The 12723-nt window shown below is 73.5% G+C and carries 8 protein-coding genes; 3 read left to right on the top strand and 5 right to left on the bottom strand.

All coding sequences use genetic code 11. The features are described from left to right. Positions 1–218: 218 nt before the first annotated feature. The 3 genes from ACWD4A_RS07860 to ACWD4A_RS07850 are packed head-to-tail and all read right to left on the bottom strand — an operon-like array spanning position 219 to position 3495. On the bottom strand, positions 219–1073 hold the full coding sequence (locus ACWD4A_RS07860; RefSeq protein ID WP_451190730.1) for a sugar phosphate isomerase/epimerase family protein: 855 nt from the start codon (positions 1071–1073) through the stop codon (positions 219–221). After that, positions 1070–2224 carry a dihydrodipicolinate synthase family protein gene (locus ACWD4A_RS07855; RefSeq protein ID WP_451190727.1) on the bottom strand — a complete coding sequence of 385 codons (1155 nt, stop codon included), beginning with the start codon at positions 2222–2224 and terminating at the stop codon, positions 1070–1072. The genes ACWD4A_RS07860 and ACWD4A_RS07855 overlap by 4 nt, the downstream gene beginning before the upstream one ends. Then, positions 2221–3495, bottom strand: coding sequence for a Gfo/Idh/MocA family protein (locus tag ACWD4A_RS07850; RefSeq protein WP_451190724.1), 1275 nt, complete (start codon positions 3493–3495; stop codon positions 2221–2223). The genes ACWD4A_RS07855 and ACWD4A_RS07850 overlap by 4 nt, the downstream gene beginning before the upstream one ends. 31 nt (positions 3496–3526) lie before the next feature. On the opposite strand from ACWD4A_RS07850, the gene ACWD4A_RS07845 reads away from it, so the two are divergent. Further along, positions 3527–4324 (top strand): sugar phosphate isomerase/epimerase family protein, encoded by a 798-nt coding sequence (locus ACWD4A_RS07845; RefSeq protein ID WP_451190721.1) that lies wholly within the window; start codon positions 3527–3529, stop codon positions 4322–4324. Positions 4325–4361: 37 nt separating this feature from the next. On the opposite strand, the gene kdpB is transcribed toward ACWD4A_RS07845, so the two are convergent. Both kdpB and speB read right to left on the bottom strand, forming a co-directional pair. After that, the gene (gene kdpB / locus ACWD4A_RS07840) at positions 4362–6491 is read right to left on the bottom strand and encodes a potassium-transporting ATPase subunit KdpB (protein WP_451190718.1); all 2130 of its coding nucleotides are present in this window, start codon (positions 6489–6491) and stop codon (positions 4362–4364) included. 143 nt (positions 6492–6634) lie between these two features. After that, positions 6635–7606, bottom strand: coding sequence for an agmatinase (gene speB, locus ACWD4A_RS07835; protein WP_451190715.1), 972 nt, complete (start codon positions 7604–7606; stop codon positions 6635–6637). A 179-nt stretch (positions 7607–7785) separates the two neighbouring features. On the opposite strand from speB, the gene ACWD4A_RS07830 reads away from it, so the two are divergent. Continuing rightward, positions 7786–8571, top strand: coding sequence for a phosphatase (locus ACWD4A_RS07830; protein ID WP_451190712.1), 786 nt, complete (start codon positions 7786–7788; stop codon positions 8569–8571). A 359-nt stretch (positions 8572–8930) separates the two neighbouring features. Further along, complete coding sequence (locus ACWD4A_RS07825) at positions 8931–12719, top strand: ABC transporter ATP-binding protein (protein WP_451190708.1); 3789 nt, start codon at positions 8931–8933, stop codon at positions 12717–12719. The last annotated feature ends 4 nt before the right edge of the window (positions 12720–12723 follow it).

The following is a 12723-nucleotide window of genomic DNA, read 5'->3' as shown; positions in this document are numbered from 1 at the left end:
TCGGGCCTGTGGACAACCCCCACGCGCCCGTATATCCCGTATATGCCGAGGGGCCCGGTCCGACGACCGGGCCCCTCGGGCGCCCCCCAAAACCGGCTTCCTCCGAATCCCCCCGGATCCCTCCCCAGGAAGCCCGACGCAAGTTACGACCCGCCGAACCGCCAAAGGGTTGCACGCCGTTCAAGGAGTTATCGATCCGTTACCGGATTCGGGAACGATCACTCCCCCGTTACCGCGGGTACCCCCAGGACATACCGCTGGTAGCGGTCCAGGATCTCCGCCAGGACCGCCCGGCCGTCCCGCGCCCACAGCCCCGGGTTGAAGATCTCCACCTCGACGGGTCCCCGGTATCCGGCGGCGTCGACCCGTTCGCGGAACCACCGCAGATCCACGCATCCGTCACCGAGCTGGCCCCGCCCCAGCAGCACCCCTTCGGGCAGCGGGGTGACCCAGTCGGCGAGCTGGCAGGCCGCGATCCGGCCGCCCTCCCCGGCCCGGACGAGCTGTGCGGCCAGCGTGTCGTCCCACCACAGGTGGTAGCTGTCGACCGCCACGCCCACCTGGTCGGCGGGGAACCGCTCGGCCAGGTCGAGGGCCTGACGGAGCGTCGACACGACGCAGCGGTCGGACGCGTACATCGGGTGCAGCGGCTCGACGGCGAGCCGCACCCCGTGCCCGGCGGCGTACGGCCCCAGCTCGGCGAGGGCGTCCGCGACCCGTTCGCGGGCCCCCGGAAGGTCGCGGCTGCCCGGGGGCAGGCCGCCGGAGACCAGGACGAGGGTGTCGGTGCCGAGCGCGGCGGCCTCCCGGACGGCCGCCCGGTTGTCGGCCAGCGCCGCGGTCCGCCCCGCGCGGTCCGCGGCGGTCAGGAAGCCGCCCCGGCACAGGCTGCTGACGGTCAGCCCGGCAGCGCGCACCAGCCGGGCGGCGGCCTCGGTCCCGTACTCCCGGACGGGCTCCCGCCACAGCCCGACCCGGCGCACCCCGGCCGCCGCGCAGCCCGCCACGAGTTCGGGCAGGGACCACTGCCGCACCGTCCGCTGGTTGAGGCTGAAGCGCGCGAGGCCTGTCACGGCCCGGCCCCGTGCAGGACCAGCAGCCGTGCCATGCGGGCCTCGGCGAGGTCCGGGTCCGGGAACAGGCCCAGCCCGTCGGCCAGTTCGTAGGCGCGCGCCAGGTGCGGCAGCGAGCGGGCGGCGTGCAGGCCCCCGGCCATCGTGAAGTGGTCCTGGTGGCCCGCGAGCCACGCCAGCAGGACGACACCGGCGCGGTACGCGCGCGTGGGCGGCTCGAAGAGATGCCGGGACAGCGGCACGGCCGGGTCCAGCAGCTCCCGGAAGCCCCGCCGGTCACCGGAGTCGAGCCGGCGCACGGCATGCGCGGCGAGCGGCCCCAGCGGGTCGAAGACGCCCAGCAGCGCGTCGCTGTGGCCGTGGCCGTCGCCCTCGATCAGCTCGGGGTAGTGCAGGTCGTCGCCCGTGTAGCAGCGCACACCGGCGGGCAGCCGCGCGCGCAGCGCCCGTTCGCGCTCCGCGTCCAGCAGCGACACCTTCACGCCGTCGACCTTGCCGCGGTGGGCGGTGACGATGTCGAGGAGCGTCCCGGCCGCGGCGTCCGGGTCGTCGCTGCCCCAATAGCCCTCCAGGGCGGGGGCGAACATCGGCCCCAGCCAGTGCAGGACCACGGGGGCGGCCGTCTGCCGCAGCAGCCGCCCGTAGAGCTCCCGGTAGTCGTCCGGTCCGGTGGCGAGCGCCGCGAGCGCCCTGGAAGCCAGCAGGACCGGCTGGGCTCCGTGCTCCTCCACGAGGGCGAGCTGTTCCTCGTACGCGGCCGCGACGTCCGCCAGGGTGCCGTACGGGGGCGCGAGTTGGTCGGTGCCCGCGCCGCAGGCGATCCGGCCGCCGACGGACCGCGCCTCGGCGGCGGAGCGCCGGATCAGCTCCGCCGCCCGCGCCCAGTCCAGGCCCGCGCCGCGCTGCGCGGTGTCCATCGCCTCGGCGACGGCCAGGCCGTGCGCCCACAGATGGCGCCGGAAGGCGAGCGTGGTGTCCCAGTCGAGGTCGGCGGGCCCGTAGGGCGTGGTGTTGCCGTACGGGTCGGCGACGACGTGCGCGGCGGCGAAGACCGTGCGGGAGACGGGCGGCCCGCCCTTCCCCAGCTCCAGGGGGCGTTGCCGGGGCGCGTACGGGCGGAGCGCCCCGGACGCGTCGGGCAGCCGGATCATCGCGCCCCCGGTGGGGCGCAGTCGCCGAAGGGCCGGCCGAGGTCCCGGTCGCCGTCCGAGTCGGCATCCGGGCCGGCCTCCGGACCGCCGTCCGGGCTGACGTACCGCCTGCGACCGGAGCGTGCCGACGCCGCTGCGAGCTGTGCGAGCCGTACGCCCCGCGCGCCCGCGTCCAGGCCGAAGCGCCAGGGCTCGTCCAGGGCCACGTGGCGCAGGAACAGCTCCCACTGGGCCTTGAAGGCGTTGGTGCCCTCCCCGGATTCCCCGTTGTCCGGGATCTCCTGCCACTGGGCGCGGAAGTCGTCGGCGGCGGGCACGTCGGGGTTCCACACGGGCCGCGGGGTGGCCGAGCGGTGCTGCGCACGGCAGTGCCGCAGGCCCGCGACGGCGGAGCCCTCGGTGCCGTCGACCTGGAACTCCAGCAGCTCGTCACGGTGCACGCGCACCGCCCAGGAGGAGTTGAGCTGTGCGACGGCGCCGCTCTCCAGCTCCAGGATCGCGTAGACGGCGTCGTCCGCGGCCGCCTCGTACGGCTTGCCCTGCTCGTCCCAGCGGCGCGGGATGTGGGTGGCCAGATGCGCCTGTACGGACCGGATGGGGCCGAACAGCTCGCGCAGAACGTACTCCCAGTGGGGGAACATGTCGGCGGTGATGCCGCAGCCCTCGTCGCGGTAGTTCCACGAGGGGCGCTGCGCGGGCTGCCAGTCGCCCTCGAAGACCCAGTAGCCGAACTCCCCGCGCACCGACAGGACGCGGCCGAAGAAACCGCCGTCCAGCAGGCGTTTGAGTTTGCGGATGCCCGGCAGGAACAGCTTGTCCTGGACGACGCCGTGTTTGACGCCCGCCTCCACCGCCCTGCTGTGGAGATGCAGCGCGCCCCCGGAGTCCAGGGCGGTCGGCTTCTCGCAGTAGACGTGTTTGCCCGCGGTGATGGCCTTGTGGAGCGCGGTTTCCCGCGCGGCGGTGGTCTGCGCGTCGAAGTAGACGTCGATCGCGGGGTCGCCGAGGACGGCGTCGAGGTCGGTGGTCCAGGCGTCCAGTCCGTACCGCCCGGCGAGTGCCTTGAGCTTCTGTGCGCTGCGTCCGACGAGGACGGGTTCCGGCCACAGTCTGCCGCCGTCGCCGGTGTCGATGCCGCCCTGCTCGCGCAGGGCGAGGACGGAGCGGACGAGGTGCTGATGGTGTCCCATGCGTCCGGTGACGCCGTTCATGGCGATCCGCAAGGTCGTGGTGTCCGTGCCGGTCACCCCCTTCTGCCGTACAAGGAGCATTTCCCGCGCGCCCCCGGGGAACGCGCATCGCATGAAACTCGCCTTCTCCACGCTCGGTGTGCCCGGACTGCCCCTCCCCGATGTGGTGCGGCTGGCCCGCGCGCACGGCTACGACGGGGTCGAACTGCGCGCGCACCCGGAGGAACCCCTGCACCCCGGGACGGGGGAACGGGAACGGGCCGACGCAGTCGCGGAGTTCGCGGGGGCCGGGGTGGAGATCCTCGCCGTCGCCGGGTACGTCCGGGTGGCCTCGGCGGAGCCGGACGGGGCCGTGCTCGACGGGCTGGCCGGGCTGGTCCGGCTGGCCGGGGACCTCGGGGCGCGGTACGTACGGGTGTTCCCCGGCGGGGACGGGCGTCCCGCCGCGGAGGCCGACGCGACCGCGGCGCGGCGGCTGGGCGCGGTGGCGCCGCTCGCGGCGGACCTGGGGGTGCACGTGCTGCTGGAGACGCACGACTCGCACCGCCGGGGACAGGACGCCGCGCGGGTGCTGGGCCCCGTGGGGCACCCCAATGTGGGGGCGCTCTGGGACGTGTTGCACACCTGGCTGGGGGGTGAGCCGCCGGCGGTGAGTTTTCCCGTGCTGGCACCGCACTTGGGCTATGTGCAGGTGAAGGACGTGGCGTCGGCGGACGACCTGACGCCGGTCCCGCTGGGCGCGGGCGTGCTGCCGCTGGAGGCGTGCGCGGACGAGCTCGTGCGGGCGGGCTGGGACGGCTGGCTGTGCTGGGAGTACGAGCGGAGGTGGCACCCCGGGGCACCCGGCTTCGCCGGTCTGGCGAGCGCCGGGAGCGCCTACCTGCGCGGTCTGCTCCCCCGGAGTTCCTAGGCGCCCCGGCTTCCCCCGCCGTCGGACGGTGGAGCGGTCACATCCCCGGTACGTGCTGGATCAGCAGGTCGATGAGCTTGATGCCGATGAACGGGGCGACGAGCCCGCCCAGCCCGTACACGCTCAGGTTGCGGCTCAGCAGCGCCTGCGCGGAGGTCGGGGCGTAGCGGACGCCGCGCAGGGCCAGCGGGATCAGGGCGACGATCACCAGGGCGTTGAAGATGATCGCCGAGGCGATGGCCGACGTGGAGCTGTGCAGGCCCATGACATTGAGCTTCTCCAGGCCCTCGTAGCCCGCGACCCCGCCGAACATCGCGGGGACGATCGCGAAGTACTTCGCCACGTCGTTGCAGATGGAGAAGGTGGTGAGCGCGCCGCGGGTGATGAGGAGCTGCTTGCCCACCTCGACGATCTCGATGAGCTTGGTGGGGTTGGAGTCCAGGTCGACCATGTTCCCGGCCTCCTTGGCGGCGGAGGTGCCGGTGTTCATGGCGACGCCGACGTCCGCCTGGGCCAGCGCGGGCGCGTCGTTGGTGCCGTCACCGGTCATGGCCACGAGGTTGCCGCCCGCCTGCTCCTCGCGGATGCGGGCGAGCTTCTGCTCGGGGGTGGCCTCCGCCATGAAGTCGTCCACGCCCGCCTCGGCCGCGATGGCCTTGGCGGTCAGCGGGTTGTCGCCGGTGATCATGACGGTCTTGATGCCCATGGCACGGAGGTCGGCGAAGCGCTCGGCGATGCCGGGCTTGACGACGTCCTTGAGATGGATCGCGCCCAGCACCCGGGCGCCGTTGTGGTCCTCCAGGGCGACGAGCAGCGGCGTACCGCCCTGGCCCGCGATGGACTCGACGATCCACTCCGCCTCGGTGGGGACGCCGCCGCCGCGCTGCGCGACCCAGCGCGCCACGGCGGCGCCCGCGCCCTTGCGGATGCGGCAGACCCCGTTCTCCCAGGCGAAGTCGACACCGCTCATCCGCGTCTGCGCGGAGAACGGCACGAAGTGCGCGTACGCCAGATCGCCCTGGCCGCGCTCGGGGATGCCGTACCGCTCGGCGAGGGCGACGACGGAGCGGCCCTCGGGCGTCTCGTCGGCCAGCGAGGAGAGCTGGGCCGCGTCGGCCAGCAGGCCGTCCCGCACGCCCTTGACGGGCACGAAGGCGGTGGCCTGCCGGTTGCCGAGGGTGATGGTGCCCGTCTTGTCGAGGAGCAGGGTGTTGACGTCGCCCGCCGCCTCGACGGCGCGGCCGGACAGGGCGAGGACGTTGCGCTGCACCAGCCGGTCCATGCCCGCGATGCCGATCGCCGACAGCAGGGCGCCGATCGTGGTGGGGATCAGCGTCACCAGCAGGGCGACCAGCACGGTGATCGTCTGCGGGGCGCCCGCCCAGTCGGCCATGGGCTGCAGCGAGACCACGGCCAGGATGAAGATCACGGTGAGCGAGGCGAGCAGGATGTTGAGCGCCAGCTCGTTGGGCGTCTTCTGTCTGCTGGTCCCCTCGACCAGGGCGATCATGCGGTCGAGGAAGGTGTGCCCGGGGCGGGAGGTGACGCGGACGACGATCCGGTCCGACAGCACCTGCGTACCGCCCGTGACCCCCGAACGGTCGCCGCCCGCCTCCCGGATGACCGGTGCGGACTCGCCCGTGATCGCCGACTCGTCCACGGCCGCGACCCCCTCGACGACCTCGCCGTCGCCGGGCACGATCCCGCCCGCCTCGACGACCACGAAGTCCTGCGGCCGCAGGTCGGCCGCGGCGACCCGCTGCTCCTCCCAGTCGCGGCGGTCCATGCCCACCCGCCAACTGCGCAGCCGCCGGGCCACGATGGTGGACCGGGTCCGGCGCAGGGACTCCGCCTGCGCCTTGCCCCGGCCCTCGGCGACGGCCTCGGCGAGGTTGGCGAAGACGACGGTGAGCCAGAGCCAGCCGCTGATCAGCCAGGTGAAGACGGACGGGTCGAACACCGCGGAGAGCGTGGTGAGGACCGAGCCGACCTCGACCACGAACATGACCGGGTTCTTGACCATCACCCGCGGATGCAGCTTGCGGACCGCGTCCGGGAGGGAGGCGACCAGCTGCTTGGGGTCGACGGCACCGCCGGACACGCGGCGGTGGCTGCGCCTGGTGGCCTTCGGTGGGGCGGTGTCCTGCTCGGGGACCAGGTGCAGCATGGCGGCCTTCGACGGTCGGGTGGGTGATCACCTCAGCCAACCGTCCGGCTACGCCGTGTGTACGGGCCCTGACGCGCCTTTGTCGCCCGGCGCGGCGGGCCATACGCCGTCTTGACGTACGGCCCGCGCGCCGCGCTCCTCCGTCAGCCGCGGGCCGCCGCGATCTGCCGGGACATGATCGTGGTGAGCTCGTAGGCCGTGTGGGACGCCGCCACCGACGTGATCTCCGCGTGGTCGTACGCGGGCGCGACCTCGACCAGGTCCGCGGAGACCAGGTTGCAGGAGGACAGCCCGCGGATGATCTCCAGCAGCTCGCGGGAGGTCAGGCCGCCGGCCTCCGGCGTGCCCGTGCCGGGCGCGTGGGCCGGGTCCAGGACGTCGATGTCGATGGAGATGTACAGCGGGCGGTCGCCGACGCGCTGGCGCAGCTGGTCGGCGATCTCGTCGACCCCGCGCCGCATGACGTCGGCGGAGGTGACGATGCCGAAGCCCATCTTCTCGTCGTCGGTGAGGTCCTTCTTGCCGTACAGCGGGCCGCGCGTGCCCACGTGGGACAGCGCCTCGGTGTCGAGGATGCCCTCCTCGACGGCCCGGCGGAACGGCGTGCCGTGGGTGTACTCGGCGCCGAAGTACGTGTCCCAGGTGTCCAGATGCGCGTCGAAGTGCAGCAGGGCGACCGGGCCGTGCTTCTTGGCGACCGAGCGCAGCAGCGGCAGCGCGATGGTGTGGTCGCCGCCCAGCGTCATCATGCGGGCGCCGGTGCCGAGCAGGTCGTCGGCCGCGGCCTCGATGGTCTCGACGGCCTCGTTGATGTCGAACGGGTTCGCGGCGATGTCGCCGGCGTCGGCGACCTGCGCGAGCGCGAAGGGCGAGGCGTCCTGCGCCGGGTTGTACGGGCGCAGCAGCCGCGACGCCTCACGGATGGCGTTGCCGCCGAAGCGGGCGCCGGGCCGGTAGGAGACACCGGTGTCGAAGGGCACGCCGACGACGGCCACGTCGGCGGTGCCGACCTCGTCCAGGCGCGGCAGGCGGGCGAAGGTCGCCGGGCCCGCGTAGCGCGGGATGCGCGAGGAGTCGACGGGGCCACGCGGTTCACGGGGGGCGGGGGTGCTCATTCTGGGGCCTCTCGAAATCACGGACGCGTCACGGTCGATTCAACGTCGGGGCGGTCGCGGTGGACGTACCCGAGGGTAGGCAGGGCGGCGGATTCCGCACATGTACGTAGTGCAGGGTCCGGACCCGCCATATGGACACCACGTCCATCGAAAATTCCTCGGGGGAGACAATGAGCCGTATGCCGATACCGAGCCGTGCCGAACTCGTCGACCACCTCGTCCGTACGCGCATCGCGGGCGCGGTGGCCACGCCGCGCGAGAACAACCTCGACCACTACCGCAAGCTCGCGTCGGGCGACCGGCGGCACTGGCTGGGGCTGGAGCTGGGCGACCGCTGGACGGACGAGCAGGACGTGCTGGCCGTCATGGCGGAGCGCTGCGGCGTCAGCGACGACCTCGCCCACCGCGCCGGGCAGGACACGATCGACCCCGAGCTCACCGTGGACGCCCTGGAGCGGGCGGCCACCTTGCTGCGCAAGGCCGCCGAGGGGCGGCAGCGGGTGCTCTTCGCGACCGGGCACCCGGGCGGTCTGCTGGACGTGCACCACATGACGGCGCGGGCGCTGCGGGCCGCGGGCTGCGAGATCGTCCGCATCCCGGGCGGGCTGCGGGCCGACGAGGGCTCCGTCTGGCAGTTCGCCGACGTCGCCGTGTTCGAGGGCGGTGCCTCCCTCTGGCACACGCACTCGGGAGCCCCGATGGCCGCCGTCCTCGACGGCCTCACCCGCGAGGGCAGCCCCCTGCCGGACCTCGTCGTGGCCGACCACGGCTGGGCGGGCTGCGCGGCGCAGCGCGGCATCGACACGGTCGGCTACGCGGACTGCAACGACCCGGCGCTGTTCCTGGCAGAGGCGGAGGGCACCCTGCGGGTGGCTGTCCCGCTGGACGACCACGTGACCGACCCGCGCTTCTACGAACCGATGACGGCGTATGTGTTGTGGGCGGCGGGGTTGGCGCCGCTCTAGGCGGGTCGCGCCTGCGGCGTGCCTTGTCCCCTGCCCGCCTCTTCCCGAACCGGGGGAAACCCCCGGACCCCCAAAGCGGCTGCGCCGCTTGTCCTCAAACGCCGGACGGGCTGAATGTGCCCGCAGGCTGCGGACTACGCCAGCAAAACCAGCCCGTCCGGCGTTTGAGGACGCGGCCGCAGGCCGCCTCCGCCGCTGGGGGTCCCCCCGGCCGAAGGCTGGGGGAGGCAACGGCGCGTACCCGGCTTCCCGCCCGCCGGGGCGCCAATTGTTGCGCCGGGATGAAATCCGCAGGCGACAGCGTTGGGCCTCCCGGACGGCAAACGCCGGAAGCAACCGGAAGCAACGGGAGGGCGACGGTGACGACGACGGACACGAGCGGTCAAGGATGGGCCCGACGGCTCGCGGGACACTGCTGGCGCTACCGCCGCAGCGTGCTGCTCGCGCTCGGGTCCTCCCTCGCCGGCATGGCCGTCATGGCGCTGGTCCCGCTCATACCCAAGCTGATCATCGATGACGTCATAGGCGCCCGCAGCCGCCCGCTGGCCCCCTGGGCGGGGCTGCTGATAGCCGCCGCGGTCGTCGTCTACGGCCTCACGTACCTCCGCCGCTACTACGGCGGCCGCCTCGCCCTCGACGTCCAGCACGACCTGCGGACCGAGATGTACGCCTCGATCGCCCGGCTCGACGGCAAGCGCCAGGACGAGCTCTCCACCGGGCAGGTCGTCGGCCGCGGCACCAGCGACCTCCAGCTGGTGCAGAGCCTCCTCTTCATGCTGCCGATGATGATCGGCAACATCCTGCTCTTCGTGATCTCGCTGGCCGTGATGGTCTTCCTGTCGCCGCTGCTCACGGTCATCGCCCTCGCCGTGGCACCCGCGCTGTGGTTCCTGGCGAAGCGCAGCCGCGTCAAGCTCTTCCCGGCCACCTGGTACGCGCAGGGCCAGGCCGCCGCCGTCGCGGGCGTCGTGGACGGTGCCGTCACGGGCGTCCGCGTCGTCAAGGGCTTCGGGCAGGAGGCGCAGGAGGCCGCGAAGCTCCGCGAGGTCAGCCGCCGTCTCTTCGCCGGGCGGCTGCGCACCGTACGCCTCAACTCCCGCTACACCCCCGCTCTCCAGGCCGTGCCCTCCCTGGGACAGGTCGCCATGCTGGCGGTCGGCGGCTGGATGGCCACGCGCGGTCAGATCACCCTCGGCACGTTCGTGGCCTTCTCGACCTATCTGTCGCAGCTCGTCGGGCCGGTGCGGATGCTCACGATGATGCTGACCGTGGGCCAGCAGGCGCGGGCGGGCGTGGAGCGCGTCTTCGAGCTCATCGACACCGAGCCGGTCGTGGAGGAGCGCGAGGGAGCGCACGAGCTTCCCGCGGACGCCCCCGCCACCGTGGAGTTCGACGGCGTCGCCTTCGGCTACGACCCGGAGCGGCCCGTCCTCGCCGACTTCTCCCTGCGCATCGAGCCCGGTGAGACCGTCGCCGTCGTCGGCACGTCCGGCAGCGGCAAGTCCACGGTCTCGCTGCTGCTGCCGCGCTTCTACGACGTGACGAGCGGCGCCGTCCGGGTCGGCGGCCACGACGTGCGCGACCTGACGCTGCCCTCGCTGCGGGCGGCCATCGGGCTGGTGCCGGAGGACAGCTTCCTGTTCTCCGCGACGATCCGCGACAACATCGCCTACGGACACCCCGAGGCCACCGACGAGCAGATACGGGCCGCCGCGCGCGCCGCGCAGGCGGACGGCTTCGTCACCGCGCTGCCCGACGGCTACGACACCGAGGTCGGCGAACAGGGCCTCACCCTCTCCGGCGGCCAGCGGCAGCGCATCGCGCTCGCCCGCGCCATCCTCACCGACCCCCGGCTGCTGCTCCTCGACGACGCGACCTCCGCGGTCGACGCGCGCGTGGAGCACGAGATCCACGAGGCGCTGCGCGGCGTCATGGCGGGCCGTACGACCCTGCTGATCGCCCACCGTGCGTCGACGCTGGCGCTCGCCGACCGGATAGCCGTCCTCGACGGCGGCCGCCTCGCCGACATCGGCACGGCGGAGGAGCTGGAGCGCCGCTGCGAGCTGTACCGCAGGCTGCTGACCGACCCGGAGGAGCTGGCGGGCGTCCGGAAGGACCCCGCGGGCGCCGCGCAGGACCCGGCCCCGGCTTCGGCCTCGGACCCGCTCGCCCTCGCGGGCGCGTTCGGCGGTGAGGCGTCGGCCACGGGCCTGGCCGTACCCGCGGACATCCCGCGCGCGAGGACCAAGCGGACCGTCGTCGACGGCGTCACCCCCGAACTCTGGGTCCGCAAGGACACCGGCCCCTCCCCCGACCTCGCCGGGATGCCCGCGACGCCCGAGCTGCTCGCCAAGGTCGCCGCGCTGCCGCCCGCGACGGACACGCCCGACGTGGACGAGGAGCGGGCCGCCCGGCCCGAGGAGTCGTACGGGCTGCGGCAGTTGCTGCGCGGCTTCGGGGCTCCGCTGGCGGTGGGCCTGCTGCTGGTGGTCGTGGACGCGGTCGCCGGGCTGCTGCTGCCGATCCTGATCCGGCACGGCATCGACCAGGGTGTGCAGCGGCTGGCCCTCGGCGCCGTCTGGGCGGCCTCCGGGCTCGCGCTGCTGGTGGTGCTCGTGCAGTGGGCCGCGCAGTTCGCGGAGACCCGGCTGACCGGACGCACGGGCGAGCGCGTGCTCTACGCGCTCCGCGTGAAGATCTTCGCCCAGCTGCAGCGGCTCGGGCTCGACTACTACGAGCGCGAGCTCACCGGCAAGATCATGACCCGGATGACGACGGACGTGGACGCCCTGTCGTCCTTCCTCCAGACCGGCCTGATCACCGCGGTCGTCTCCGTCCTCACCTTCTTCGGCATCCTGGTCGCCCTCCTGGTCCTCGACGTCGAGCTGGCGCTCGTGGTCTTCGCGACGCTGCCACTGCTGATCGTCGGCACAGTGGTGTTCCGCAGGAAGAGCGTCAAGGCGTACGAGCTCGCCCGCGAGCGCGTCGGCCTCGTCAACGCGGACCTCCAGGAGGGCGTCGCCGGGCTGCGCATCGTGCAGGCCTTCCGCCGGGAGGCCACCGGTGCCCGGCGGTTCGCCGAGCGCAGCGACGGCTACCGCACGGCGCGGGTGCGCGGCCAGTGGCTGATATCCGTCTACTTCCCGTTCGTGCAGCTGCTGTCGTCCGTCGCCGCGGCCGCCGTGCTGATCGTGGGCGCGGGCCGGGTGAGCGACGGCACGCTGACGGCGGGCGCGCTGGTGGCCTACCTGCTCTACATCGACCTGTTCTTCGCGCCCGTCCAGCAGTTGTCGCAGGTCTTCGACGGCTACCAGCAGGCGACCGTGTCCCTGGGCCGCGTCCAGGGACTGCTGCGCGAGCCCACCACGACCCCGGTGGCCGCCGAGCCGCGCGAGGTGCGGGAGCTGAGCGGCACGGTCCACTTCGACGACGTGCACTTCCACTACGGCGACGGGACACCCGCGCTGACCGGCATCGCCCTGACCGTCCCCGCCGGGCAGACCGTGGCGTTCGTCGGCGAGACGGGCGCGGGCAAGTCGACCCTGGTCAAGCTGGTGGCGCGGTTCTACGACCCGACGTCCGGCGCCGTCCGGGTGGACGGCCACGACCTGCGGGACCTCGACCCCACCGGCTACCGGCACCGCCTCGGCGTCGTCCCCCAGGAGCCGTACCTCTTCCCCGGCACCGTCCGCGACGCCATCGCGTACGGCCGCCCGGACGCCTCCGACGCCGAGGTCGAGGCCGCGGCGCGGGCCGTCGGCGCCCACGCGATGATCGCTTCCCTCGACGGCGGCTACCTCCACGAGGTCACCGAGCGCGGGCGCAACCTCTCCGCCGGACAGCGCCAGTTGATCGCCCTGGCCCGCGCCGAACTGGTCGACCCGGACGTCCTCCTCCTCGACGAGGCCACCGCCGCCCTCGACCTCGCCACGGAGGCCCTCGTCAACCAGGCCACCGACCGCCTCGCGGGCCGCCGCACGACCCTCGTCGTCGCCCACCGCCTCTCCACCGCGGCCCGCGCCGACCGCGTGATCGTCATGTCCGACGGCCGCGTCGCGGAGGACGGCACCCACACCGAACTCCTCGCCCGCGACGGGCACTACGCGAAGCTGTGGCGGACGTTCACGGGGGAGGCGGTGGCGGCGTAGGGGG

Source organism: Streptomyces sp. NPDC002537, from assembly GCF_053594975.1.
Note: the sequence above shows the minus strand (reverse complement) of the source record. Positions and strands in the feature narration are given on the sequence as shown.

Bases quoted from the DNA above. Each gene is read 5' to 3' on its own strand.
- ACWD4A_RS07855 (WP_451190727.1), bottom strand. From the start codon at position 2,224: ATGATCCGGCTGCCCGACGCGTCCGGGGCGCTCCGCCCGTACGCGCCC.
- ACWD4A_RS07850 (WP_451190724.1), bottom strand. From the start codon at position 3,495: ATGCTCCTTGTACGGCAGAAGGGGGTGACCGGCACGGACACCACGACC.
- ACWD4A_RS07845 (WP_451190721.1), top strand. From the start codon at position 3,527: ATGAAACTCGCCTTCTCCACGCTCGGTGTGCCCGGACTGCCCCTCCCC.
- kdpB (WP_451190718.1), bottom strand. From the start codon at position 6,491: ATGCTGCACCTGGTCCCCGAGCAGGACACCGCCCCACCGAAGGCCACC.
- speB (WP_451190715.1), bottom strand. From the start codon at position 7,606: ATGAGCACCCCCGCCCCCCGTGAACCGCGTGGCCCCGTCGACTCCTCG.
- ACWD4A_RS07830 (WP_451190712.1), top strand. From the start codon at position 7,786: ATGCCGATACCGAGCCGTGCCGAACTCGTCGACCACCTCGTCCGTACG.